Source organism: Lysobacter sp. P5_C4 (genome assembly GCF_054049695.1).
On the sequence record NZ_JBFULX010000001.1, the window covers coordinates 242,809 to 267,627 of the forward strand.

The 24,819-nt window shown below is 66.8% G+C and carries 27 protein-coding genes; 15 read left to right on the top strand and 12 right to left on the bottom strand.

The features are described 5' to 3' along the window. The first annotated feature begins 22 nt into the window (after window positions 1-22). Window positions 23-1,117, top strand: coding sequence for a PAS domain-containing sensor histidine kinase (locus ACXJJ8_RS01065; RefSeq protein WP_499026358.1), 1,095 nt, complete (start codon window positions 23-25; stop codon window positions 1,115-1,117). A gap of 8 nt (window positions 1,118-1,125) precedes the next feature. Here the strand turns inward: ACXJJ8_RS01065 and ACXJJ8_RS01070 are convergent, their stop codons facing one another. Genes ACXJJ8_RS01070 through ACXJJ8_RS01085 form a run of 4 tightly spaced genes read right to left on the bottom strand, consistent with a single transcriptional unit; the run spans window position 1,126 to window position 6,237 of the window. Next, on the bottom strand, window positions 1,126-1,590 hold the full coding sequence (locus tag ACXJJ8_RS01070; RefSeq protein ID WP_499026360.1) for a GAF domain-containing protein: 465 nt from the start codon (window positions 1,588-1,590) through the stop codon (window positions 1,126-1,128). A 51-nt stretch (window positions 1,591-1,641) separates the two neighbouring features. After that, complete coding sequence (locus ACXJJ8_RS01075) at window positions 1,642-3,879, bottom strand: sugar nucleotide-binding protein (protein ID WP_499026361.1); 2,238 nt, start codon at window positions 3,877-3,879, stop codon at window positions 1,642-1,644. Further along, entirely contained in the window at window positions 3,860-4,990 is a 1,131-nt protein-coding gene (gene glf, locus ACXJJ8_RS01080; RefSeq protein ID WP_499026362.1) for a UDP-galactopyranose mutase, read from the bottom strand. Before glf ends, ACXJJ8_RS01075 begins: the two co-directional genes overlap by 20 nt. Continuing rightward, the gene (locus tag ACXJJ8_RS01085; protein WP_499026363.1) at window positions 4,987-6,237 is read right to left on the bottom strand and encodes a glycosyltransferase; all 1,251 of its coding nucleotides are present in this window, start codon (window positions 6,235-6,237) and stop codon (window positions 4,987-4,989) included. The genes glf and ACXJJ8_RS01085 overlap by 4 nt, the downstream gene beginning before the upstream one ends. Window positions 6,238-6,313: 76 nt before the next feature. On the opposite strand from ACXJJ8_RS01085, the gene ACXJJ8_RS01090 reads away from it, so the two are divergent. The 5 genes from ACXJJ8_RS01090 (at window position 6,314) to ACXJJ8_RS01110 (ending at window position 12,533) form a co-directional block, all read left to right on the top strand. Beyond that, a complete protein-coding gene (locus ACXJJ8_RS01090; protein WP_499026364.1) occupies window positions 6,314-8,134 on the top strand; it encodes a glycoside hydrolase family 2 protein in 1,821 nt (606 codons plus the stop codon). Further along, window positions 8,134-9,219 carry a galactose-1-phosphate uridylyltransferase gene (gene galT / locus ACXJJ8_RS01095; RefSeq protein ID WP_499026366.1) on the top strand — a complete coding sequence of 362 codons (1,086 nt, stop codon included), beginning with the start codon at window positions 8,134-8,136 and terminating at the stop codon, window positions 9,217-9,219. Before ACXJJ8_RS01090 ends, galT begins: the two co-directional genes overlap by 1 nt. Then, on the top strand, window positions 9,219-10,262 hold the full coding sequence (gene galK, locus ACXJJ8_RS01100; protein WP_499026367.1) for a galactokinase: 1,044 nt from the start codon (window positions 9,219-9,221) through the stop codon (window positions 10,260-10,262). Before galT ends, galK begins: the two co-directional genes overlap by 1 nt. Then, window positions 10,259-11,161, top strand: a complete 903-nt coding sequence (locus tag ACXJJ8_RS01105) for an aldose 1-epimerase (RefSeq protein WP_499026369.1) — start codon at window positions 10,259-10,261, stop codon at window positions 11,159-11,161. The genes galK and ACXJJ8_RS01105 overlap by 4 nt, the downstream gene beginning before the upstream one ends. A gap of 82 nt (window positions 11,162-11,243) precedes the next feature. Further along, window positions 11,244-12,533, top strand: a complete 1,290-nt coding sequence (locus tag ACXJJ8_RS01110) for an FG-GAP-like repeat-containing protein (protein ID WP_499026370.1) — start codon at window positions 11,244-11,246, stop codon at window positions 12,531-12,533. Between the two features lie 41 nt (window positions 12,534-12,574). On the opposite strand, the gene ACXJJ8_RS01115 is transcribed toward ACXJJ8_RS01110, so the two are convergent. The 3 genes from ACXJJ8_RS01115 to ACXJJ8_RS01125 all read right to left on the bottom strand — a co-directional run bounded on the left by ACXJJ8_RS01115 (window position 12,575) and on the right by ACXJJ8_RS01125 (window position 15,258). Next, the gene (locus ACXJJ8_RS01115) at window positions 12,575-13,408 is read right to left on the bottom strand and encodes an acid phosphatase (RefSeq protein ID WP_499026372.1); all 834 of its coding nucleotides are present in this window, start codon (window positions 13,406-13,408) and stop codon (window positions 12,575-12,577) included. Next, the gene (locus ACXJJ8_RS01120; RefSeq protein WP_499026373.1) at window positions 13,408-14,790 is read right to left on the bottom strand and encodes a DUF1214 domain-containing protein; all 1,383 of its coding nucleotides are present in this window, start codon (window positions 14,788-14,790) and stop codon (window positions 13,408-13,410) included. The genes ACXJJ8_RS01115 and ACXJJ8_RS01120 overlap by 1 nt, the downstream gene beginning before the upstream one ends. Window positions 14,791-14,901: 111 nt before the next feature. Further along, complete coding sequence (locus ACXJJ8_RS01125; protein WP_499026374.1) at window positions 14,902-15,258, bottom strand: YkgJ family cysteine cluster protein; 357 nt, start codon at window positions 15,256-15,258, stop codon at window positions 14,902-14,904. Window positions 15,259-15,376: 118 nt separating this feature from the next. Here ACXJJ8_RS01125 and ACXJJ8_RS01130 point away from each other — a divergent pair, with 118 nt between their 5' ends. From ACXJJ8_RS01130 to ACXJJ8_RS01150, 5 genes are all read left to right on the top strand, one after another. After that, window positions 15,377-16,129, top strand: coding sequence for a GAF domain-containing protein (locus tag ACXJJ8_RS01130; RefSeq protein WP_499026375.1), 753 nt, complete (start codon window positions 15,377-15,379; stop codon window positions 16,127-16,129). Window positions 16,130-16,193: 64 nt separating this feature from the next. After that, on the top strand, window positions 16,194-16,919 hold the full coding sequence (locus tag ACXJJ8_RS01135; protein ID WP_499026376.1) for a class I SAM-dependent methyltransferase: 726 nt from the start codon (window positions 16,194-16,196) through the stop codon (window positions 16,917-16,919). 16 nt (window positions 16,920-16,935) lie between these two features. Beyond that, complete coding sequence (locus ACXJJ8_RS01140) at window positions 16,936-17,790, top strand: DUF3667 domain-containing protein (RefSeq protein WP_499026377.1); 855 nt, start codon at window positions 16,936-16,938, stop codon at window positions 17,788-17,790. A 125-nt stretch (window positions 17,791-17,915) separates the two neighbouring features. After that, window positions 17,916-18,287 (top strand): hypothetical protein, encoded by a 372-nt coding sequence (locus ACXJJ8_RS01145; protein ID WP_499026378.1) that lies wholly within the window; start codon window positions 17,916-17,918, stop codon window positions 18,285-18,287. Between the two features lie 25 nt (window positions 18,288-18,312). Beyond that, window positions 18,313-19,080 carry an alpha/beta fold hydrolase gene (locus tag ACXJJ8_RS01150; RefSeq protein WP_499026380.1) on the top strand — a complete coding sequence of 256 codons (768 nt, stop codon included), beginning with the start codon at window positions 18,313-18,315 and terminating at the stop codon, window positions 19,078-19,080. A 5-nt stretch (window positions 19,081-19,085) separates the two neighbouring features. Here the strand turns inward: ACXJJ8_RS01150 and ACXJJ8_RS01155 are convergent, their stop codons facing one another. Continuing rightward, window positions 19,086-20,660, bottom strand: a complete 1,575-nt coding sequence (locus ACXJJ8_RS01155; protein WP_499026381.1) for an alpha/beta hydrolase-fold protein — start codon at window positions 20,658-20,660, stop codon at window positions 19,086-19,088. Window positions 20,661-20,751: 91 nt separating this feature from the next. On the opposite strand from ACXJJ8_RS01155, the gene ACXJJ8_RS01160 reads away from it, so the two are divergent. The 3 genes from ACXJJ8_RS01160 to ACXJJ8_RS01170 all read left to right on the top strand — a co-directional run bounded on the left by ACXJJ8_RS01160 (window position 20,752) and on the right by ACXJJ8_RS01170 (window position 22,317). Next, window positions 20,752-21,126 (top strand): VOC family protein, encoded by a 375-nt coding sequence (locus tag ACXJJ8_RS01160; protein ID WP_499026382.1) that lies wholly within the window; start codon window positions 20,752-20,754, stop codon window positions 21,124-21,126. A gap of 79 nt (window positions 21,127-21,205) precedes the next feature. Further along, a complete protein-coding gene (locus ACXJJ8_RS01165) occupies window positions 21,206-21,697 on the top strand; it encodes an RNA polymerase sigma factor (protein WP_499026384.1) in 492 nt (163 codons plus the stop codon). Between the two features lie 11 nt (window positions 21,698-21,708). Beyond that, window positions 21,709-22,317, top strand: a complete 609-nt coding sequence (locus ACXJJ8_RS01170; RefSeq protein ID WP_499026386.1) for a hypothetical protein — start codon at window positions 21,709-21,711, stop codon at window positions 22,315-22,317. Here ACXJJ8_RS01170 and ACXJJ8_RS01175 read toward each other — a convergent pair whose 3' ends face one another. The 4 genes from ACXJJ8_RS01175 to ACXJJ8_RS01190 form a co-directional block, all read right to left on the bottom strand. After that, on the bottom strand, window positions 22,318-22,737 hold the full coding sequence (locus ACXJJ8_RS01175; RefSeq protein WP_499026387.1) for a DUF6691 family protein: 420 nt from the start codon (window positions 22,735-22,737) through the stop codon (window positions 22,318-22,320). It lies immediately after the preceding gene. Further along, complete coding sequence (locus ACXJJ8_RS01180; protein ID WP_499026389.1) at window positions 22,737-23,159, bottom strand: YeeE/YedE family protein; 423 nt, start codon at window positions 23,157-23,159, stop codon at window positions 22,737-22,739. Before ACXJJ8_RS01180 ends, ACXJJ8_RS01175 begins: the two co-directional genes overlap by 1 nt. 4 nt (window positions 23,160-23,163) lie before the next feature. After that, window positions 23,164-23,760 (bottom strand): hypothetical protein, encoded by a 597-nt coding sequence (locus tag ACXJJ8_RS01185; protein ID WP_499026390.1) that lies wholly within the window; start codon window positions 23,758-23,760, stop codon window positions 23,164-23,166. A 78-nt stretch (window positions 23,761-23,838) separates the two neighbouring features. Continuing rightward, complete coding sequence (locus ACXJJ8_RS01190) at window positions 23,839-24,078, bottom strand: hypothetical protein (protein WP_499026391.1); 240 nt, start codon at window positions 24,076-24,078, stop codon at window positions 23,839-23,841. A 258-nt stretch (window positions 24,079-24,336) separates the two neighbouring features. Here ACXJJ8_RS01190 and ACXJJ8_RS01195 point away from each other — a divergent pair, with 258 nt between their 5' ends. Further along, window positions 24,337-24,816: an LEA/WHy family protein gene (locus tag ACXJJ8_RS01195; protein ID WP_499026392.1), complete on the top strand. Its 480-nt coding sequence runs from the start codon at window positions 24,337-24,339 to the stop codon at window positions 24,814-24,816. The last annotated feature ends 3 nt before the right edge of the window (window positions 24,817-24,819 follow it).

Here is a 24,819-nt window from a genome sequence, read left to right on the forward strand (position 1 = left end):
CGCTCTCCGGGATCACGCCTGGTTGTTCCTACGTTCCACGCCCGAACACGCGGCCTTCGTGCTGGCGCAAGACGGCACGATCCGCTGGGCCAATGCGTGCGCCGCCGAAACCTTCGACGACCCCGGACTGGCGGGCCAGCATATTTCCCATTGCTTCGTGGAAGAGGACATCGCGCACGGCGTGCCCGTGTTCGAGCTGGATGTGGCGCGCACGACAGGGGCGATGGAAAACGATCGCTGGATGCGACGCGCCGACAAGTCGCGCTTCTGGGCGGAAGGCGCGACGGTCGCACTCTTCGACGACGACGAAGTCTTCGTCGGCTACTTGAAAATCCTGCGTAACCGCACGACGCACAAGATGGGAACCGAGGCGCTGCGCAACCAGGTCGCCGACCGCGCCACCCATGCGGAGAAGTGCGAGAGGGCCATGTTCACGCTGGCCCACGAGCTACGGAACCCGCTGGCGACCATGATGCAGTCCGCCGAGTTGGTCGACCGCCTGCCGCCCGGCGATCCGCGCATCGAAGCGACCGTCGCCGCGCTGCGCCGAAGCCTCGACTTCGCCACGCGCCTGGTCGACGACCTGGTCGACACCACGCGCGCATCGACGGGACGCCTGTCGCTCAAGTGCGCCGACGTCGACCTGGGCGCACTGTTGCGCGACGCGATCGGCGTGGCGCAGGCCCGGGCATCGGGCAAGGCGTGCCGGATCGATCTGCTCCTGCCGCCCTCCCCGCTCCACATCCAAGCCGACGCGCAACGCCTGCACCAGGTCTTCGTGAACCTCGTCTCCAACGCCGTGCGGTATACGCCGGAAGACGGTCGCGCCTGGGTGTCGGCCGTCCTTCGCGAAGACGAGGTCGTGGTGAAAGTCGAAGACACGGGCATGGGCATCACGTCGGAGACGCTCGCCCACCTGTTCGAAATGTTCACCCAGGCAAAGGAGACCAAGACGCTCGGCGGACTGGGCATCGGCCTGTCGCTGGTGCAACAGATCGTGCAACTGCATGGCGGCACGGTGCAGGCGCAAAGCGACGGCCCCGGCAAGGGCAGCCTGTTCCTCGTCACCCTGCCGGTTGTCCAGGGCGGGCACCCCGCGCTCGCCATCGAGGGTTGAGCGGCCCGTCAGGAAACCGCGGCCGCGCGTTCCGACAACAGGCAGGGCGCGACACTCTCCGCCATCGCGCGCATCGCGAGCAGTTCACTCTCGCTGGCATGGTGGTACGACGCCCAGTACACCCCGATCGCGCCGATCGCTTCGCCGCCGCGCTCGATGGGCGTCATCGCCATGCTGCGCACGAACGTCGCCAGGTACAGTTGCAGCGGCACGCGGGGATCGCTTCGGATGTCGGGAATGACGACCTGCTGGCGGTGCGTCATCGCCCAGCCCGAGACGCAATCGCCGAGCGGGAACGCCTGTCCCTTCCACAATGCGCCGATGGCGTCTTCTTCGACGTAATGGCATTTGCCCTCGCGGCGCATGACGACCGTCGCGCCATCGCAACCGATCAGCGAACGCGCGCTGACGGCCACCTTCGCAACGAGATCCTCGAATCCAAAACAATCGGCCAACGCCCGCGTGAGCGCCACAACGGAAACCTGTTCCACCACGTCCGCACTCCCACTACCCTGGCGGCGATGCTAGCGCTGGGCCGGGCGTGAAAGCAAAGCGTCGTCGACAGCGAGCGTGAATGTCGATGCCATCGATCCGGCGTAGCGCGCGAGCGCATCGTCCAGCGTCGGCATCGCGAAGTCGCGCGTGGTCTGCAACGCGCTGTACACCGGTCGCGGAGCGCGTGCCCCCAGATCGCTGGCAGGCCGCGGGATCAACCGCGTGGCCTTGATGCGCGTGAAGGCCGCGGCGCGGGCCGCGAGTTCAGCCCAGCTGACGGATTCGCCGTTCGTGAGATGGCACAGGCCGGACTCGCCGTCGATGAGCAGGTCCAGGCACGCGTTCACCAGATCGGGCACGTAAGTGGGAGAAACGAAGACGTCCGATGCCGCTTCGACGCAGCCCCCATCCCCCAGCGTGCGCAACGCCGTGCTCACGAAGTTGTATCGGTCCCACGGACCGAAGAACGCGCTGGTCCGCACGACGAGCGCACCGGGATGCTTGGCGAGCACGCTGGATTCGGCCGCGGCCTTGCTGCGGCCGTACACGTTGAGCGGCGCGGTCGCATCGCCTTCGTCGTACGGGGAGCGCTTTTCGCCGTCGAACACCAGGTCGGACGAAAACGTGAGCAGGCCGCAGGCATGGCGCGCGCATTGAGCCGCAAGTATTTCCGCGCCGAGCGTGTTTTCGCGGAAGCATCGTTCGGCGTCGTGCTCGGCGTCGTCGACGCGCACGTAACCGGCCGCATTGATGACCGCCCAGGGCTGCACGGCCGCGAGCACGCGCCGCACGGCATCGGCATCGGCGATGTCCATGTCGCGCCGGCACAGCAAGCGGTACGGAATGTGTCGTTCGGCGCACACGCGCGCGAAGGCGCTGCCCAGGGTGCCGTTTCCGCCGGTGATCAGCAGCGGATGCGGCTCGGAGGGCAACAGCGATTCGAAGGCATCGTCGTTGCCCGGCACGGGCTCGCAGTGCAGGAAACGCGTCGGCCGTCCCCACCAACCCAGGCCTTGCAACACAGGATGCGCGTGCGGCTGGCCGTCGTGCGCGAGTGCTTCGACCAGGCGCGCAACCGCCGTCGGCCTGAGCCGCCCGCCCCGGACATCGAATGCACCCGACTCGTAATAGCCGCGCGCTTCGGTGACCAGGCAGTTCCAGTCCCACGCGCCGAACAACGCCCATGCAGTGACCGCGCGAATGTCCGCGCCCGCCGCGCGTGCCGCGTGCGCGCCGGTCCAGATGTGCATGAGCCACCGCAATTGGTCTTCACGCGGCGCATCGATGTGCGCTTCGGTGATGGCGACCGGCGTGCGATAGCGGGCCCAGGCGGCCTGCAGGAGCGGAACGATGTCGTGTCCGTTCGCCTCCGGCACGCGAACGGCGTCGACGTCGGCGTAGCGATCGCGATGATTGCCGCCATGAAGGCTTTCGGCATAGCGGTCGAGGCGCTCGTCGAGCCACCGGTTGCTCGTGACGTAGTGGTTGATGCCGATCAGGTCCGGGGGACGCGGGTTGTCGCGATGCCAGAACAGTTCGGCTTCGCTGGCGCCGCACATGTTCGTCAGCCATCCCCACATCGCATGTTCGCGATCGACGCGTCCGAACAGCAAGTCCCACGCGAGCCAACGCATCTGATCCTGGAAGCGCGCCTGGTATGCCATCCGTGGCGTCGACTCCGTCGAGCCCAGGTCGTCGGTCTGCACGAGCCGGGCGCCGGGAACGACGCGTTCGATGGCACGCATCGCTTCCACGATCGCGCGGCATTGCCCGAGCAAGGCCGTCTTGAACGTGCGTTCATCGCGACCATGCGGATACCACGCGCCATACAGCCCGGAGAACCGCGCGGTCGTCAGCGGTTCGTTGATCGGTGTCCACTGCGTCACCCACGGATAGCGTGATGCAACGGCGTGCGCGAACTTCGCGAGCTTTGCCGGAAACGCCGGATCCACCAGGCTGGTACCGCGCGGCCCGCTGCCGTGGTGCACCAGTCCGACGATCGGGGTGATCCCCGCCTCGCGCAGCCAACCCATGCGCGCATCGGCCCAGGTCCAATCGGGTTCGCCGCCATCGGGGCACGTGCGCTCCCAGAGGATCGGAAACCGCAGCGTGCGGATCCCGAGTGCGGCGATGCGTTCGATGTGCTCGCGCGAAAGCAGACCGGGATCGCGATCGATCTGGCTCAGCCATGCATCGCCGACCCGGTTGACGGTGCACTCGATCCCGCCCCACAACGCGAGCGGCGCGTTAGCGTCCCTGGACTGCATGTGCCCGGGTCGCGCCCAGCTTTTCCAGCACGTATTCGGCGGCCTTGAGCGCGGCACCGACGCACTGGTCCATGTTGTAGTAACGATACTGCGCGAGGCGGCCGACGAAGGTCACGTCGCGCTCTTCGTGGGCCAGCGCCTCGTAACGCTTGAACAGCGCTTCGTTCTCCGGACGCGGCACGGGGTAATACGGCTCGCCTTCGGCCTGCGGGAACTCGCGGACGACCGAGGTGCCGGCATGCGACTGGCCGGTGAGGTGCTTGAATTCGGTGATGCGCGTGTAGTCGAAGTCCATCGGATAGTTGACGGTGCCGACGTCCTGGTAGCGCGCGGTCTCCGGCAGGTGCGTGTGTTCGAACCGCAGCGAGCGATACGGCAGGCGCCCGTACACATGTCCATAGAACGCATCGATCGGCCCGGTGTAGACGACATGGCGCGCGTCGATCCTGCCATCGAGCGTGAAATAGTCCACGCCGGTTTCGACGCGGATGCGCGGATGGTCGAGCATCCGCTCGAACAACGCGGTGTACCCGTCGGCCGGCATCTGCTGGAACGTATCGGTGAAATAGCGGTCGTCGCGATTGGTGCGCGTGGGGATGCGCGCCGCCACGGAAGCGGCGAGCTCGGACGGGTCCAGGCCCCACTGCTTGCGCGTATATCCGCGGAAGAACTTCTCGTACAGATCCTGGCCCACCGCGTTGACGACCACGTCCTCGCTCGTGCGAATCGGATCGCGCGGCTCGCGCACGCTGTCGTAGAAGCCCTGGATCGTGTCTTCGTCCAGCTGCAACCCGTAGAGCTTGTTCACCGTGTCGATGTTGATCGGAATCGGCACCAACTGGCCGTCGACCTGCGCCAGGACGCGGTGCTCGTAGGGGCGCCAACGGGTGAACTGGGACAGATACTCGGCAATGCGCTCGCTGTTGGTATGGAAGATGTGCGGACCGTAGGGATGGATCAGGACGCCATGGGCGTCCTCGCGGTCGTGCGCGTTCCCGCCGATGTGGTCGCGCTTGTCGATGACCAGGACTTCGTATCCCTGTTCGGCCAACTGGCGCGCAACCACGCTTCCGGAAAAACCGGCACCGACGACGAGGACGTCCGTCTTCATGCCGAAGCCTTGGCGCTGGACACCTGTTGCGGCGCGACTGCCTCGCGGATGTCCTGCGCCATGGAGGCGACGGTGGCGTCCCAGGTCGAACCCGCGGCGCGCGCGATGCCTTCGTCGAGCAGCGCTTGCGACGGCGACAACCATGCGCGTTCGACCGCATCGCAGAAGGCGTCCTGGGACCGTGCGATCTCCACGACGGGCGTGAAGTTGCGCACGACGTCGGCGACGGCGGTCGACACGATCGGCTTGCCGGCCGCCATGTATTCGAGCGTCTTGGTCGGGTTGATGTATTGCGTCGCTTCGTTGAGCGCGAAGGGCATCAGGCAGACATCGAACCCCTTCACGATGCACGGAAGCGCTTCGTAGGACTGCTGGCCCAGCCAGTGGATGTTCGCGCGCTGCGGCAACTGGGCGCGATCGACCTTGGCCAGCGGCCCGACCATCGCGATGGACGCTTCCGGGAAACGATCGGCCAGTGCTTCGATTAGCGCGTAGTCGAGGCGCTCGTCGATGACGCCGAAGTAGCCGAAGACGGGCTTGGTGAGTTGGGCCAGGCTCTGCGGCACGGTCGTCTCCGCCAGGCGTGCCTGGCCGAAGTGGGTCGCATCGACGCCGCAGCCGTAGAAATGCACGTTGTCGTGCTGTCGCGACTTGGATTCGTAGAGCTGGTAGCCGCCGGTGAACACGACGTCGGCCTTCGAGAGGACGAAGGCTTCGCGTTCGCGCAACTCCGGCGGCGCGAAACGGAAGTTGGCGAGTTCGTCCATACAGTCGTACACGATGCCGCGCGCACCGAACTGGCCGAGGAACACGGGCGCGGTCATTGGCGAATAGAACCACTGCACCGCTTCGTCGAAGCGGCCGGAGAGCAGCGGATGCGCATCCATCGCGCGGCGCAGCATCGCCAGCACGGCCTGGCTCTGCGCGTCGACATCCAGGCCGGTGGGCAGCATCGGCACGACGCGCACGACGTTCGGATGCGGCTGCGTGATGTCCAGCCAACCGTCGCCTTCACCCTCCAGCGCATCTTCGATGAAGAGGATGCGGTGCGAGCGTGCGAGGCGCGAAAAGATCTGCTGCGGCCGCTGCCATACGAAGTCCCAGCGCAGGTGGCAATGGACGATCAAGGGAAAATGTTCGGCCCATGCGCGTTCGGCGGCGATGGGTTGCTGCGGATGAGCTTGGAGCCCGTGCGCGCGTAGTACGGTGTCGGGTGTCGCTGCGCGACGGCTCTCTTTGTTTTCCATGTCACTCTCGCTTGATGATTCGACTGCCACTCTCCTCCATTGGCATTCATCCACACAGTGAAATCCCGAAACCTCGATGAAAAACAGTCTTCAGGAACCTGAGGCATGGGCGTCGGATGCCGATCCGTATCCGCGTCCGCAACTACGGCGAGCACACTGGACGTCGTTGAACGGTGAGTGGCGCTTCCGCTTCGACAACGAGGCCCGCTTCCGGAATCCGCGCGACATCGACGACTGGCCGATGCGCATCCAGGTGCCTTTTCCCGTGGAATCCGACGCAAGCGGCATCGGCGATCGCGGGTTTCACCGGGCGTGCTGGTACCAGCGCGAGTTCGAAGGCTCGCCGGGCGGGCAACGCCTGCTGCTGCACTTCGGCGCGGTGGATTACAAGGCGAGCGTTTGGGTGAACGGCACGTACGTCGCCACGCATGAAGGCGGCTTCACGCCCTTCAGCGTCGATGTCACGCACGCGCTCGACCCCTCGGGCACGAACACCCTCACCGTGCAGGCGGAAGACGATCCCCACGACCTGACCAAGCCGCGCGGGAAACAGGACTGGCAGCTGGATCCGCATTCGATCTGGTACCCACGCACGACCGGCATCTGGCAGGACGTCTGGATCGAACCGGTGTCGCGCACCTACGTGCAAAAAGTGCGCTGGACGCCGCACGTGGAGGGTTTCGCGCTGACCTTCGAGGCGCGCGTCGTCGGCGATCCCAAGCCCGGCCTGGCGATCGAAGTGCGCGTCACCCACAACGACCGCGTGCTCGCGGACGATCGTTACCTGGTCATCGACGCCGAGGTCGACCGTCGCATCATCCTGTCCGACCCGGGCATCGATGACTATCGCAACGAGCTGCTGTGGAGCCCGGAGCATCCGCAATTGCTGGAAGCGCGCGTGCGTTTGCTCGATGGCGACACGGTGCTCGACGAGTTCCTCTCGTATACCGCGTTGCGCTCGATCGGCGTACTGCGCGATCGCATCATGCTCAACGGGCGTCCGTATCTGCTGAAGATGGTGCTCGACCAGGGCTATTGGCCGGAGACGCTGATGGCGGCACCCAACGATGCCGCCTTGCGGCGCGATGTCGAACTGGCGAAGGCCATGGGCTTCAACGGCGTGCGCAAGCACCAGAAGCTCGAGCATCCGCGCTATCTCTACTGGGCCGATCGCCTGGGCCTGCTGGTCTGGGGCGAGATGCCCAGCGCCTACCGCTTCACCCGCACCGCGATCAAACGCATGGTGCGCGAATGGGGCGACGCGATCGAGCGCGACTACAGCCATCCCTGCGTGGTGACGTGGGTGCCTTACAACGAGTCGTGGGGCGTGCCGGAGCTGACGTCGGTCGGCGCGCACCAACATGCGGTCGAAGCGCTCTACCACCTCACCAAAACGCTGGATCCCACGCGCCCGGTGATCGGCAACGACGGTTGGGAAAGCAGCGCGACGGACATCATCGGCATCCACGATTACGACGCGAACGTCGATCACCTGCGTGCGCGCTACGGGCCCGAGGTCAATCCGCAGCAGTTGTTCGATCGCCGCCGCCCCGGCGGGCGGCTGCTGACGCTCGATGGCCACCCGCATCGCGGCCAACCCATCGTGCTGACCGAATTCGGCGGCATCGCCTTCGACAAGCGCACCGATGCGGAGGGTGGCGATGTCTGGGGTTATTCGAAGGCGGAAGGCGAGCAGGAGTTCGCGGACAAATTCCACGCGCTGTTGCACATCGTGTCGAACACCGCGCTGTTCAGCGGCTATTGCTACACCCAGTTCGCCGACACCTTCCAGGAAGCCAACGGCCTGCTCACCGCCGATCGCGTGCCGAAGATCCCCATCGAGGACATCGCACGCGCAACCGCCATCACGCGCATGCATATCGCCGGGGGCGTGTAGTGCATCGCCTGGACATGGTCAAACCCGATGGGCGATCGCTGACCTTGTATTCGCGGACGGCGATCGCCGCGGCGGCGGCCGCACCGAGCCCCTTCGACACGCCGCTGCGCGCGCAACCGCACCTGCGCCACCATCCCCTGCGCGACGAATGGATCACCTACGCGGCGTATCGCCAGGATCGAACGTTCCTGCCGCCGCCGGAATACAACCCGCTGGCGGTCACGACCGATCCGAACAACCCCACCGAACTACCCGCCGGCGACTGGGATGTCGCGGTTTTCGACAATCGCTTTCCGTCGCTGAGCCTGGCTGCCGACGAAGCGCCCGATTGCATCGTGGCGACCGCGCCGGCGAAGGGGAAATGCGAAGTCGTGGTGTTCACGCAGGATCGGCTGTCCTCGCTCGGTCGACTCCCGCTGGACCACATCGAACTGCTCTTGCGCGTGTGGGGCGATCGCACGCGGCAACTCGGCGACGATCCGGCCATCCAATACGTGCTTCCGTTCGAGAACCGCGGCGCCGAAGTGGGCGTGACGCTGCATCACCCGCACGGCCAGATCTACGCGTATCCCGCCGTGCCGCCCGTGCCTGCGCGCATGCAGGAAGTCGCGCGCCGGCATTACCAGACGCACGGGCGCGGCATCCTGGCGGACCACATCGCGCGCGAACTCGCCGAAGGCGCGCGCGTGTTGTATCGCGGTGCGCATGCCGTCGCCTTCGTGCCGGCGTGCGCGCGTTATCCGTACGAAACGTGGGTGGCGACGATCGCGCCGGTCGCGACGTTCGCCGACCTGGATGACGCGCAACGCGCGGATCTCGCGCGCGCGCTCAAGACCGTCCTGCTGCAATACGACGGGCTGTGGTCGCGTCCTTTTCCTTACCTGATGGCGTGGTACCAGGCGCCCACCGACGGCAAGCCGCACCCCGAATCGCACCTCCACGCCGAGTTGTACCCACCCTATCGCACGCGCGATCGCCTGAAGTATCTCGCCGGTACCGAGCTCGCGGCGGGCTGGTTCGCAATGGATGCGCTGCCCGAAGCCAAGGCCGTCGAGCTGCAGGGCGTCCCGGTGGAGCTGCAATGATGCGCGCGCCCGACGCGGTCGCAAGCGCCCATGGCCGGGTGAACCTGCTGGGCGAACACACCGATTACAACGATGGCTTCGTATTGCCGACTGCGATCCCGCAGCAGACGACGGTCACGTTGCATCGTACGGGCGGCGCGGGATTCACCGTGACCGCGGCCGCACTCGGCGAAACCGACACCTTCACGCTGGACCACGCACCGACCCGCGCATTCGCCGCTTACGTGTACGGCTGCGTGCGCGAAGTGGCGCAACTCGGCGTCGCGGTGCCCGGCTTGCAGATCGACATCGCATCCGATGTCCCGATCGGCGTGGGCCTGTCCTCGAGCGCGGCGCTGGAGATCGCGATGCTGCGCGCGCTGCGCGCCCTGCTCGGCTTCGCGTCGGACGACGCGAGCCTCGCGGTGCTGGGCCAGCGCATCGAGATGGCGTATGCCGGCGTGCGGTGCGGGATCATGGACCAGATGGCGGCGAGCCTGGCGAGCGTCGAGAAGATGCTCTTCCTGGATACGCGGACGCTGGAAACGCGCGTCCTTCCCGTACCGGCCGACACCGAGTTGCTCGTCCTCGACTCGGGCACGGCGCGCACGCTGGCCGGCAGCGGCTACAACACGCGGCGCGCCGAATGCGAACAGGCGGCCGCGTTGCTGGGTGTCTTCGCGCTGCGCGATGTCGAGGACCTGCGCCTGGCCGCGCAGTTGCCCGCGCCGCTGGATCGCCGCGTCCGCCACGTGGTGACCGAAAACGCGCGCGTGTTGCAGGCGATCCAAACGCGGGACGCCGCGGTGTTCGGAGCACTGATGAACGACTCCCACGCCAGCCTGCGCGACGATTACGAAGTGTCGGTGCCGGCGCTCGATACGCTAGTCGCGCTGCTCCAGGCGCACCCCGACGTGCATGGGGCGCGTTTGACGGGCGCCGGTTTCGGCGGTGCTTGCGTTGCGTTGTGTCGCGCGGGCCGGGCGGACGCGGTCGCCCGCGATGTCCTGCCGCGCTACGAATCGCGCGGCTTCAACGGCCGCGTGCTGGTGCCGCCGCCATGACGGTCACCCTGCGTGCAGGCGATCTCGTCGCCGACGTGTTGCCCGAACAGGGCATGTTGGTGACTTCGTTGCGAGGGGGCGGCATCGAATGGTTGCGCCTGGTCGACGATGTCGAAGAAGCGGTCGAAAGCCGGCGCAGCATCGGCATTCCCTTGCTGCATCCGTGGGCGAACCGGCTGTCGGCGGCGCGGATCGTGCACGAGGGCCACGTCGCGCGCATCGATGCGAGCTCGCCGCTGATCATGCGCGACTGGAACGGCACGATCATCCATGGCGTGCATTGGTCGCGCCTGCCCTTCGCGATAGCGGCCGTCGATGCAAGGTCGATCGAAGGCACGCTGGACTGGACCGACGCGGCGCTACTCGCCGTCTTCCCCTTCCCCCACCGCCTGACGATGCGCATCACGCTCGCGGCCGACCGCCTGGAGATCGGCGTGCGCGTGGATGCGATCGGGGAGACGGTGGTCCCCATCGCATTCGGCTTCCACCCGTGCGTCGGCTTGCCGCAGGGCCCGCGCAATGCCTGGGTGCTGGACACGCCGCCGATGCGCAAACGCCGCCTGGATCGGCTGCTGCTGCCGGCCGGTGGCGACGACCCGTTCGAAATGCATGCACCGCTGTCGTCCTTGTTCTTCGATGATGGCTTCGACCTGCCCGACGGTCCCAACACCTTTTCCCTGTCGATGGGAGCCCATGCCCTGCACTTCGATTTCCTCTCGGGGTTCCCTTACCTGCAGGTCTATGCGCCGGTGGAACACGATTACATCTGCATCGAGCCGATGACGGCGCCGACAGACGCGCTGGTGACGGGTGAATCCGTGCCCTTCGCCCGGCCCGGGCAGCCGTTCGCGGCCGCGTTTCGCATCCGGATCGAGCGGCCCGCGCGGCCTGCCGATTGAACCAACCTCGTTCTACCCGGCAATACCGAGGACCACAGATCGGCCGGCGTCCGGCCGGTCCCGGCCGCCAACGGAGCCTGCCATGCGCGCGAAGTCGAACGCAGTTGCCGATGCATTACTGCTGAGCATCACGTGCCCGGCGGCCATCCTGGGCTTGTCCTTCGCCGCGCCGGTGCTCGCGACGGACCACCTGGTGACCGCAAACGGCAACATGACCTTTACGCCCAGTACGCTGACCATCGCGGCCGGCGACACGGTGACCTTCCGCAACGGCGGCGGCTTCCACAACGTCACGTCCGATCCCGGGTCGGTGACGATGTTCCGATGCGCGAACGGCTGCGACGGCGCGGGCGGCAACGGGACGATCAGCAATGCCGCCTGGTCGGCGACGGTGACTTTCAACAACGCCGGCACCATCAATTATTTCTGCCAGGAGCACGGGGCCGCGGGTGGCATCGGCATGTCCGGCCGGATCACCGTCACCGCGCCGGTGACCCCGGTGGCGCATCGCAGCGATTTCAACGGCGATGGCGGTTCGGACATCCTGTGGCGCAACAGTGTTTCGGGCGGCAACGTGATCTGGCGCTCGGCGAACGCGGCCACGCCGCAGGCGACCAATACCGTCGCCATCGCCTGGCAGGCGGTGGGCGTGGGCGATTACAACGGCGACGACCGCTCCGACATCCTGTGGCGCAACAGCAGCGGCGCGAACGTGATCTGGCGTTCGGGCAGCGCTGCCACGCCGCAGGGCGTGACGGCGTTGATGAGCGCAGCCTGGCGTGTCGCCGGGTCGGGCGATTACAACGGCGATGGCCGCGCCGACATCCTGTGGCGCAACACCACGACGGGCGCGAATGTGATCTGGCGTTCGGCGAACGCGGCGACCGCGGTGGCCCTCAAGGCCGTCGCAACCGCCTGGAGCGTCGTGGGCTCGGGCGACTACAACGGCGACGGAAACGCCGACATCCTCTGGCGCAACACGACGACGGGCGGCAACACGATCTGGCGTTCGGGCAATGCCGCCACGCCGCAAGCCGTGGGCGCCGTCGCCAGCCAGGCGTGGCATGTCGTCGGTTCGGGCGACTTCGACGGAGACGGCAAGGCCGACATCCTGTGGCGCAATTTCGCCAATGGCGCAAACGTGATCTGGCGTTCGGGCAATTCCGCCACCACACAGGCGGTCAAGAGCGTTGCGACGTCGTGGATCGTCGCCGGCGCGGGCGATTACAACAAGGATGGCCGCGCCGACATCCTGTGGCGCAACACGACCACGGGCGGGAACACGATCTGGCGTTCGGCGAATTCGGCAACGCCGCAAGTGGTCAATTCCGTCGCCAGCCAAACCTGGAGCGCCATCGGCTTCACGGAATGATCGAAGTCGGCCGCGAAGCGCGCATCGGCGCGCTTCGGGCCTCAGAGCGTTCCTGCGATCGGCGCCACGAGCGCCGATTCGCCTTCGCACTTCGCCTGATCCGCGGGCGCGGCGCCCTGCACTTCCGCACGCGCCGCCGCAACAWCGGCGACGAACGTCGGATCGGCATGCAGGCGCGCGACCGTTCCCGCCGCGACCGTCCGCCCGGCGAGGATGTCGCTCTGCCAATGCGCATTGCACACCAGGCGGCTTTCGCCGAACGCACGCGCGCGCGCCAGCAAGGCATCGGTGTGCTCGGGAGCGATCTCCACGAGGATCAGGCCCCAGGTCCATCCGATCGCCGTGTGCCCGGATGGATACGACCCATCCTTGCGCAAGCCGGGTTCGTCGGCCGGTGCGCAGGTCGATTCGTTGTAGTGCACGAACGGGCGTTCGTGCTTGTAGTGGTCCTTCGCGCGGTACGTCGCCATGCCGGCGTCGACCAGCGTGCGTTGCAGGAGCATGTACAGGCGCGGCGTTCCTGCCTGCGTGATCGATGTGCCGAGTGCGCAGTCGAACGCGGTCGGCGCATGCGGGAAATGCAGATCGGCATCGGAGGTCGCCAAGGTGCCGCGCGGTCCGTTGCGCAAGGCTTGCGCCGCCGCGTGGATTGCTTCGTCCTGCGCGAACGCGGGCGAATCGGCGGCCGGTGGCGGTGGAACCAACGCCAGGCTGTCGGGCAAGGCGCGGCCCAGATATCCGGCGGGGACGCCCGGCTTCAATTCCGGCACGTTTTGAACGGCGACGGCAGGGGGGCTGCTGACGACCGCGCTTCCCGCGCACGCCGCCAACGCGGCGGCGAGTGCGGTCGCCACGCCTGTTTGCAGCGCGCGCATCAGGACTGCTTCATCAGCGGTGGCGGGAAGTAGGTGCCATCCGCAACGCCGCCCTTCGGCCCGTAGAAGCGGAAGGTCAGGCGATAGTCCTTTCCTTTCGGCGTGGGCAGCCAGTTTCCGTCGGGCGCGGCGGCAGGTTTTTCCGCGGCGAAGTACAGGGTCAGCGAACCATCGGCGTTGCTCTTCGGATTCGTTTCGCGGTTGAGCAGGAAGCGGTTCTTCGGGTTCGGCAACACGCGTGCGAAGACCGGATCCACCGCGATCACCGACCAGAAGTAATTCGCGTACTTCGGCGGAAGGTCATCCTTCGGGAACGTCAGCGTATAGACGTGGTCCCCGTTGAGTTGCACACCGGCGCCATCCAGGCTCGCCTTGTAGTAGACGACCTCGTCCATCCGGTTCGCCCAGATCCCGCCCATGTTGACGAGCGTGCGGCCCAGCCAATCGTTGTTGTAGGTGCCTGCGACCGCCGGGCGCACCCATCCGCCCTTGGTCGTGCCGTGGCCGATGAGGGCGCCAGCCTTGCCGAGATCGGCCTGCCCCTTTTCGCGAATCACTTTGTCGACGCGCGCACGTTCGGCCGGATCGCGCACGCCTTCGGCGATCGCACGCGCCTTCGCGGCGACGCCTTCCATGCCCGGGTTGATGTCCTGTTCGCTGTCGAGAATGCCTGGTGCGGCTTCGAAAGCTTCCACGCCGGGCAGATGCTGCGCGTCGAAATCCGGGAACGCGGGCAGCGTCGGGGGCGCGGGGGTGTCGGTCGAGCGCATCGCGAATTTGTGCTGCAACGCGACGGCCTCGTCCCACTTGTCGCCGAGTTCGACGCGTGCGAGTACGCGCATGAACTTCACCGGCACGTCGATGCGTGTCGTACCCGGCGGCAGCGTGGGGTTCGCGCCCTTCAGGCACACGGCGAATTCGCCGGCGGGTCGCGCGGCCTGCGTGCGCTCATTGATGTTCGCGACCGTTTCGCCCCAACCGTTGAGGAACTGCACGGTGTAATAGCGGCCGGTCACTTTCGGCACGCTGACGAGCGTGCAGCTCTTCTCGTCGACGGCGACCCACGCTTCGGAATACGCCACGTCGAGGTTCGGATTCGGCCAATCGACCGCGCCGGGCTTGCGGTGGACCATCGTGTTCCATTTGAAGCCTTCGGCGAGATCGGCCTTCTGCTGGCGCAGCACGAGCATCCGGCCGAGCAGGTAGATCCACGCGTCGCTGATGTCCTGGTCGGTGTAGGCGGCGGCTTTCGCTGCGGCGGGCGCCGCGGTCGAGGCCGTGGTCGATGCGGTGGCAGGCGTCGCTTCGGTCGGCGCGCGATTACACGCGGCAGGCACGAACGTCAATGCGACAAGAGACGACATCCAGGCGATGCGATTCATATGGCCTCGATCCGATGCACGGCGAGTCGCCATCATGCCCACCGGCCGGCGACGGCGCGTCGGAGCTTCCACGTATTCGCGCCTAAGTAAAACTACGGTACGCGCGGGAGGTCAGTACGCGACGAGCTCGATCCCCAGCGCGCGTCGCTGCGAATACTCCTCGCGCACGCTGCGGCAATACGGCCCATCCATCACGAAGCGCCGGCACACCTCGGGCCGCGACTCGTAGATGGAACAGCACATGCGCGCCGAATCCAGCGCCACGCACCAGCCTTCTTCATCGTGCGCCATGACCGTCAGGCCATTGCGCGTGTCGAGCAGGTGCGACGGGATGCGGTCCTCGGGCATGACCACGACGGTCAGTCGGCAGCACACCGCATCACAGCGACTGCAGTGGGCGGGTGCGCACGAAGTCTCGACGGCACCCTCGCAAGACGTGGGTGCCGCATCGGGGATCGGGGTTTCCATGAAGCGACAGGGTACGCCGACGCGGCGAAGGCGCGCTTAACCGCGGCCGGTTCAACAAGATGAATCCGGCCGTTCAGGCGGGTGATGACCCGTTTCACCCCGACTGTAGACTCGGCTCGTGACCCTCCCCCGGAACCGACTCGCGATCGAAAGCGACGTCGCGAAAATCTCCCGCTGCGTTTCCGTGCCGACGATCCTCGATGCGGTCATCGAGCTGACCGGGCTGCGATTCGCCGCGGTGGCCCGCGTGTCGGACACCCATTGGACCGCGTGCGCGGTGCGCGACCACCTGGGATTCGGCCTGAAGCCGGGCAGCGATCTCGTCCTGGAAACCACCCTCTGCAACGAGATCCGGCAGCACCACCAGCCGGTCATCTTTGGCCACGCCAGCGCGCACCCGATCTTCAGCACGCACCACACGCCACTGCAGTACGGACTGGAAAGCTACGTCTCCGTGCCGATCTTCCGCCGCAACGGCGACTTCTTCGGCACGCTCTGCGCGATCGACAGCGCGCGCAGCGACGTCGACGCCGATCCGGTGAAACTCAAGACGATCACCTTGTTCGCCCGGCTGGTCGGACATCAACTCGACATCGCCGACGACCTGAGCGCCAGCATGTCCCGCCTGCAGGATGCGCAGAACGACAACGCATCGCGCGAAGAACTCGTCACCGCGACCGAACGCGAAATCCGCGACTTGTTGCAACCCGTCGTCACCGGCCTGTACCTGCTGCGCTCGAGCGACGCGCTTGCGCAACCCGACCGCGAAGTCCTCGCGGACATGGAAGCCAGTTGCGCCCGGATCGGCGTGATGCTGGGCGAGCGGCTCAACCTGGCCTACAACCGGTTCAAGCTCGCCGACGAGGCGTAGAGTTGGCGGCGGCGGCCATGCCGCCGGAGGTATCATCCGCGGAAATCTTCCCGCAAGGCGCCGAATGAACGACCTCGAACGCTTCTTCGAAGCCAACGAAGACCGCCTGATCCACAAGTGGCGCCATTACTTCGAGATCTACGACCGCCACTTCGCGCGGTTCCGCGGACAGGCGCCGCATGTGGTGGAGTTCGGCGTCTCGCAGGGCGGTTCGATGCGGATGTGGCGCGACTACTTCGGCCCCGGCGCGAAGATCTACGGCGTCGACATCAATCCGCACTGCAAGCAGTTCGAGGAGGACGGCGTCGATATCTTCATCGGCGACCAGGAAGATCGCGGCTTCCTGCGCGAACTGGCGCGACGCATCCTGAAAATCGACATCCTCATCGACGACGGCGGCCACACCATGGGCCAGCAGATCGCGACCTTCGAGGAACTGTTCCCGCACGTGGACGCCAACGGCGTCTATCTTTGCGAAGACATGCACACCTCGTACTGGCCCGACTGGAATGGCGGCTGGCGCAAGCCCGGCTCGTTCGTCGAATACACCAAGGCGCTGATCGACCAGTTGAACGCCTGGCATTCCATGGAACCGAAGAAATTCGAGATCGACGCGTTCACGAAGACCGCACATTCCATGCATTTCTACGACAGCGTGGTGGCCATCGAAAAACGCCCGATGGTGCCGCCGAGCCACTCGATGACCGGCAAGGCCAGCATCCCGGCTTATGAACCCGCCGGTGGCGTGCGGAAGATGGGCCTCATCGAGCGCCTCACGCGCCGGACCTGATCCGCCGGATCGCGACATGCACGCGACGCCGCCCGCGACCTGGTCCTGCCCGACTTGCGGCACGACGGCGAGTACGCCCTTCTGCCCGCAGTGCGGGGAACGCCGGCTCGATGCCTCCGACCTCACGCTGCGCGGATTGATCAAACGCATCGCGCATGCATTGACGAATGTCGACAAGCGGGTGGTGCGCACCGCCTGGACCTTGTTGCGCCGGCCCGGCGCGTTGACGGTTGCGTACATCACCGGCTGTCGCAAGCCCTATATCGGCCCGCTGCAGATTTTCCTCCTCGCGAACGTCGTGTTCTTCGCGGTGCAGACCTTCTCGCCGATCAACGTCTTCGGTGCCTCGCTGGCATCGCACATGGGCGTGCAGGATTGGCGCGAGTGGGCGACGCAACAGGTGCACGCGCGCCTGTCGCACACCTCGATGACGCTCGCGCAATACGCGCCGAAGTTCGATGGCGTCGCCGAAGCGAATGCCAAGTCGCTGATCATCGTGATGGCGGCGGCATTCGCGTTCCTGGCATGGGGGCTGTTCCACCGCAGGGATCGGCCGTTCCTGTTGCATGCGGCTTTCGCGCTGCATACCTGGGCGTTCCTGCTGACCGTGTTTTCGCTGGCACTCCTGCTGGGCATCGCCGACCGCATGCTCGGCGGTGCGGGCCTGGCATCCACGCGCGTCGACCACGTGCTGACGGCGCTGCATCTCACGGCTTGCGCCGTTTTCGTGTACTTCGCGATCGGCCGGGTGTACGGCGCCAACGGACCGGGCAGGATCGTGCGCACTGCAGCACTCACGCTCTGCGTGCTGCTCATCGTGCTTGGCTATCGCCTGTCGTTGTTCGTCCTGACGCTGTATTCAACGACTTGAGTCGACGGCCTGATGGGTTGCGACTCCCGGCACCTTCCGGGCCGGCGCGTCCCTGCTACAGTCCGCCCTCACGGCTGCGCCGGACCACCACCGGCGACCAGGGGACGGCACGTGGAGAGCGATCGATGCCCAGCACGATCAAGGTGATTCCGGGCACGGACATCATCGAACTGCGCTACGCCGGCGAGGTCGACCACGCTGCGCGCATGGCCGCGCTCGAAGACCTGGAAGATCGCTACCGCCGCAATGGCTTCAAGCGCGTGCTCGTCAACTACACCTCGGCATGGCCGGCGGATGAGCCACCGTCGATGGCCGTCGCCTTCCTCGACAAACTGACCGCGTTGTCGTTTCCGCGCGGCGCGCGCATCGCGTTCCTCAACCAGCCCGAGCCGCACATGGTCGCGTCCGAACCGGTGGCGGCGGGCTTCGGCTATCGCATGCGCAAGTTCCGCGAGCGGCCCGACGCGGTTGCGTGGTTGGTCGCCGATGGGCCCTGACGCGGTCGTCTAGACTCGGCGGGCCGTGACCGGAATTCACCAGGACAACGCAATCGCCATCCCCGGCGGCCGCATCTTCGTGCGGCGATGGGCGGGCGGCGGCGAACGCGCACCGATCGTGCTGCTGCACGATTCGCTCGGCTCGGTCGAACAGTGGCGCGAATTCCCGCAAGCGCTCGCACGCGCGACGCATCGCGATGTGATCGCGTACGACCGCCTGGGTTTCGGCCGATCCGATGCGCGCGCTGCGCGGCCTTCGCGCGATTTCATCGAGGAAGAAGCGACGGTGTATTTCCCCGCGCTTGCCGACGCGCTGGGGCTGGCGCGATTCGTCTTGTTCGGCCACAGCGTCGGGGGTGCAATGGCGCTCGCGATCGCCGCACTCGACACCCGCTGCGAAGCCGTGATCACAGAATCGGCGCAGGCGTTCGTGGAATCGCGGACCCTGGACGGCATTCGCGCAGCACGAACCGCGTTCGAAGATCCGGCGCAGTTCGCGCGCCTGGCGAAATGGCACGGCGACAAGGCGCGCTGGGTGCTCGAGGCGTGGACGGAAGTCTGGTTGTCGCCGGAGTTCGCCGGCTGGTCGATCGACCACGCGTTGCCGCGCATCCGCTGCCCCGTCCTCGCGATCCATGGGGAACGCGACGAGTTCGGTTCAGTCGCGTTCCCCAGGCGCATCGCGCAAGGCGTGCGCGATGGCCGCATGATCCTGCATCCGTGCGGACACGTGCCGCATCGCGAGTGCGCGGACGACGTACTGCGGTGGACGGCTGCGCTCCTTGCGCAGTGAGGCCCTCAGGGCCGCGCAAGCTTGTACATCGCACGCGCGATCAGTGGGCGCAGCCCGTTGCGGTCCTCGCCGATGGTGTACACGTCGCCGTGGGTGCGGCCTTCGAGGAAATGAAACTCCGACTTCGCCCCGAGCCCATCGAGTGTCTGCTGCAACCGGTGCGCGGGCCCGTCGAGGAAGAATGTATCCGCGGTGCCGACCCAGACGTGCAGCTTGCCGTCGAGGTCGCGCCGCAATAGCGGCCATTGCGTGCGCAGGCGTTGCGCGAGGTCGTAATGCGCGCACCAATACTTCGCGACGACCGGATCGACCGCGCCGGTGTCGCGATCGAACAACGGCATCGGGCGCCCGTCACCGCCGCGGGGTGAGAAGACCGCTTCGAAAGAGGCCAGCTGCCCGCCAACATCGCCGAACACGCGCTCGGTTTTCGCCAGGTCTTCGGCGGATGCCTTGTCCTGGCCGCTGTCGTCGCGCATCGCCGGCCACGCGCTGCCGTCAGGCCTGCGATACATGTTGACGCCGGGTGCGTACAGGTCGGGGCCCATGAAGTCGCGGAAGTCCGCGGGATCTGGCGAGGTCGCGAACGCGCCGCCGAACGTCGCCGGATACAGGATCTGCATCGACAGCGCCGCCCATCCGCCGGAGGAATGGCCGAACGTGAAGCGCCCGTTCGTGCGTGCGTCCATGCGGAAGCGACGCTCCAGGTCCGGGATCAACTCGCGCACCAGGGCTTCGCCCCACGGACCGTTGTTCACCGAATCGGTGAACTCGTGCGCGCCGGTCGCGATGTCCATCCCGAGTAGCACCCAGATCATCTTCGGCGAGCGGCCATCGCGCATTTCCGCGTACAGGCCGGCGAGCGTCGCCTGCGACCTGTCGACGTTGCCGTTCCAACCCAGCGTCATGTAGACGGTGGGATAGTGGGCCTTCCCCGCTTCGTAACCCGGCGGCGTGAGCACCCATCCCGGAATCTTCATCGGGTGGCCGTAGAAGCGCGAGACGACGGCGCTTTCGAAATCGATGTGCGTCGCATGCGTGCGCGCTTCCGGGCCTGCGGCGCGGGTGGCCGCGGCGATGAAAGGATGCGAGAGGTCCCAGGGGTCGCGCGTGTCGACGACTTTCGACAAGGTCAGCCTCGGAAGCGTCGCGCCCGCGCCGAGCGTCGCCGGTACGACGGCGCTCGCCCAGTCACCGGCTTCGCGCCCGCTGTAGTTGTAGTCGTGGTCGACGTCGAGCACCGCCTGCACGTAGTAGCGGCCGGGTGCGCGCTTCGAGAACGACGCGGGGAAGGCGAGCGTGTCGAGGTCGGCGACGATGGACGCGCGCGGGGCCAGGTGCGTCACTTCCTGCGCGGCGATGGTGACCTTGTCCGGTGCGAAGCCGTCCACGTCGACGTTCGTCACCTTGCCGTCCTTGTCCTTCTGCGCATCGGCCTCGGGGACGGCGAAGACGATGAGTCGGCCGTCGGTCGCAGTGGTTGCGGCCGGATCGAGTTGGACGGCGATCGTCGTGCGTTCGGCGGCCTGCGCGGAGAGGCAAAGCAGGACGGCCAGGAGGGCGAGTGTGCGGCGTGTCGTCATGACGGACTGGCTCGAGGCTGTCGCGGTTGGATGCACGGGGTTCGCCTTCGGTTGAAGGCGGCCCGGGGCAGTGTAGTCTTCGGCCATGCGCATGCCCTCGCCTGCAGCCGTCGTGTTCGTCGCCGATGTCGCGCGGGTCGCGGCGTTCTATCGCGCTGTCTTCCGCATGCGCCACGTGGAAGGCGACGCGACGTACGCGGTCCTCGAGCGCGACGGGTTCCAACTCACGGTCCATGGATTGCGCGGCGCGCCGGCGGCCACGGGCGCCACGCGCGAGGACACGTACGTGAAGCTGTGCTTCCCCGTGGACAGCCTCGCCAACGTGCGGCGCGAGGCCGAAGCACTGGGCGGCGAAGTCTGGCCGGCCGAGCGCGAGTGGGAGTCCGAATCCCGCGGGTTCCGCGCCTGCGACGGCCGCGACCCGGAAGGCAACGTGTTCCAGGCGCGCGAACCCCTGGCCGGCTGACGCGCGGCCGTGGCGGCGCCACCGTGATGTTCCGCGCCCTCGTGCGTATCACCCCGGCAAGCCCTTCCCACACGCCGACGTGACCGCCACCCTCGCCCTCTCCCCGGATTTCCAGACACTGCTCGCCGCCCATCGCGGGATCGTGCTGAAGGTCGCCGCCACGTATGCGCGCTCGCCGGAAGATCGCGCGGACCTCGCGCAGGACATCGCGATGCAATTGTGGCAAGCGTGGCCCGCCTACGATCCCGCGCGTGCTTTCCCGACATGGATGTATCGCGTCGCGATTTCCTGGCAACGCCGCGAGCGGCATCGTCGACATGACACCCTCGAGGCGGATGACGCGCAAGGCGTTGGCGCCCTCGACGTCGATGTGGAAACACGCCAGCAACTCGACCTGGTGCAGCGCGCGATGGCGCGCCTGGGCGACGTCGACCGCGCATTGCTGCTGCTCCACCTGGAAGGGTGCAGCCACCGCGAAAGCGCGGAGGTGCTCGGCACCACCGAAGGCAATGTCGCTACGCGACTGAACCGGATCAAGACCCACCTGCGGCGCGAAGTCGCCGACGCATGACGGAGACGGACATGGAACTGCACGAACTTCAATCGGCGTGGAAGACCCTGGATGCGCGCGTCGCGCGGCAGGCGGTCGAACTCACGCAATTGCGCACCAAGGGCAAACTCGCGCGTGCTTCGTTCGGTCAGTGGGCGCAGATCGCGATCGGATTGCTGTTCGCGGTGTGGGGCGGCGGCTATTGGTTCGATCACCTCGGCACGCCGCACCTGGTCGCCTACGGGCTCGCCGTGCATGCTTACGGCATCGCCTTGCTGGCGACGGCGATCGTGTTGCTGGTGCGCCTGGCGCGTGTCGATTACGCGCTGCCCGTCGCCGAGGTGCAGCACCGGTTGCTGTGCTTGCGCCGCACGCGCATTCGCTGCGAACGCGTGCTGTGGATCGCGGGCGCGGTGATGTGGGTGCCGATCATGATGATGGCGCTGCGCGGGATCCACTTCGACGCGTGGCGCGTCAATCCGTGGTTCGTGTTGGGCAATCTTGGCGTTGGCGTGGTGCTCGCAGCGGCGGCTGCGTTCGTCATGTGGCGCAGGCCGGCCTGGTTCGCGAAGCTCGCGATGGACGGGCCGCTGGCGGACGTCGAACGGCAACTCGCGGACCTGGAAACGCTGCGTGCCTGATCAGCGCGCCCGCGCCGCGGCGATCCTGCGTTGCAACAGCCCGCCGACGAGCATCGCCGGAAGGAACACCCACGCCGTCCACATGCCTCCGCCGGCGCCGACCAGCACCGGCCCGGGGCAATAGCCCGAGAGGCCCCAGCCGATCCCGAACAGCATCGCGCCGGCCACGAGCTTGCCGTCGACGAGGCGATTGGTCGGGAGATGGAAATCGGCATCGAGCAGCGGACGATCGCGGCGCAACACGAAGCGGAACAGCAGCAACGTCGTGCCCGTCGCGCCGAGCATCACGAACAGCAGCGCGGGATTGAAGTCCCCTGCGACGTCGAGGAAACCGAGCACGACGTTCGGATCGCTCATGCCCCCGACGACCAGCCCGATGCCGAACACCGCGCCTGCGAGGAACGCTGAAAGGATGCGCATCATCTCGCCACGCCGATGACATGGCGCACGACGAACACCGTCGCCATCGCGGTGGCGACGAACACGACGACGGAGACGAAGGACCGTTTCGACACGCGCCCCAGGCCGCACACGCCGTGGCCGCTGGTGCATCCGCCGCCGAGCGTGGTGCCGTAACCCACGAACAAGCCCGCCACGATCAACATCGGCCAACGATACGGCGACAACGCGTGTTGCCCGTTCGCGTGCATCGCGATTCCGCCGGCGAGCATCAGGCCGAAGACGAAGGCGGCACGCCAGCCCCATTCGGCGAGCGTGGAACGCTTCACGAGGTTGTCGACGATGCCGCTGACGCCGGCGATTCGCCCGTTCGCCCACAACAACCACGTGGCGGCGAGCCCGATGAGCACGCCGCCGAACAGCGCTGGCAACCACGGATGCATCGCTCTACTTCTTGTCGGTTTTTTCCAGCGAGAGCACGACCGATTCGGTGGCGGTGATCACGACGGTGTCGCCGACGTGCGGCTTGGCCAGCAATGCGGGGTCCTGCACCTTCACCGTCGTGAAGTTGCCCTGCGGCCCCTTGAGCGTGACGGTCTGGTTGGTCTTGTCGATCGCTTCGATGGTCGCGACGACGCGGACCATGCGCCCCACGCCTGCAGCAGGCGCCTCGTCGCCCGGCGCCTTTCCGGCACCTTCGACGGCGACGAGCGGATCCTTCTTTTCTTCCTCGGTCGCCGCACGCAATTCGCTGGTGATGCCGATGGTGTATTTCGCGCGCACCGTATCGCCGACGGCGACTTCGTCGAAGCGCTTCACTTCCGGGTCGACCACGATGGTCTGCGATTCGCCCTCTTCGGTCTTGAGCGTCACCTCGCGCTTGGCCTTGTCGATGGCGGTCACGGTGGCGGTCTTCTCGATGGTCTGCTCCATCGAGCGGGGGGCGTCGGTGGTCTGCGGTTGCTGGGCGAAGGCCGGCAGGGCGAGCACGGCGGCCAGGCAGGCAACGACAAGCGTGGGACGAAGCGGGGTGCGACGGTCCATGGGAACACTCCTCGTGGGGACACGCGAAGTTTGGCGAACTGCCCCCGGGCCGGGTATTGCCCTTTTGGGAGCCCGCACTCAGCGCGGAAAGCGCCCGTTGGTCAACAGGAGGATGGCCTTTTCGATGGGCATGAAGACAAACAGCGCGTGGTCCACGCCTTCCAGGATGTGGCACCAATCGCCGGGCCCCGAATCCGGCACCTCGACCGTGCCGCATAGACGCGACTCGGGCATCTTCCGATACATCTCCCGCGGCGGAAGACAACAGGCAGGAAGGAACGCGACCGTTCCACCCTGTTCGTACACGGACAGCTTCATCGACGTGTTCTCCACCGGAAACGCTCCCTGCGTCGCCGGTCCTCCTGTGAAGACGAATGGCAGAGCCTGGCCCTGTGTGTGATTTAACGCGCCGTACACGACGGACCGGCTACCGAAAGCGGCCGTTCGTCGGGAAAAGACGCACGAATCGCGTTTGCCCGAGAAAAGGACGGCGCAATCACCCCTGGCGCGGGCCCGGGAACGGTTCCAGCCGCTCCGTGTATGCTCGCCCGCACTCCAAATGCACACGAGGCAGTCATGCGGTCGAAGGGGTTGATGGTGGTGTGCGCGGTCGCTTTGACCGCCCTGTTGTCGGCGTGCGGCGGCAACGGCATGGTCAAGCGCGTGTCCGAGCCGGCGGTGGGCATCCAGCAATTGACCGTGCAGGCAGATGGCAGCTGGTCGGTGGACGTGCGCATCGACAACTACAGCAGCGTCCCGATGACCTTCGACACCGTCTCGCTCGCGATCAAGATCGGCGATGAAGCCGCCGGCACGCTCAGTGCGTCGCCTGCCCTGCCCATCGGGCCCGAATCGGCCGACATCGCCACGATCAGGCTCACCCCGACCTCGCCTGCCCGGATCGCGATGGCCGACGCGCTGGCCTCGGGCCATGCGATCTCGTATTCGCTCGATGGCACCGTCAACGCCTCGGCCGAAGGCAAGGCGCGCACGTTCAAGCTCGAACGCAAGAACCAACTCAACCCCGTGCCCGGCCTGCCCGGCGTGCTGCGCTGAGGG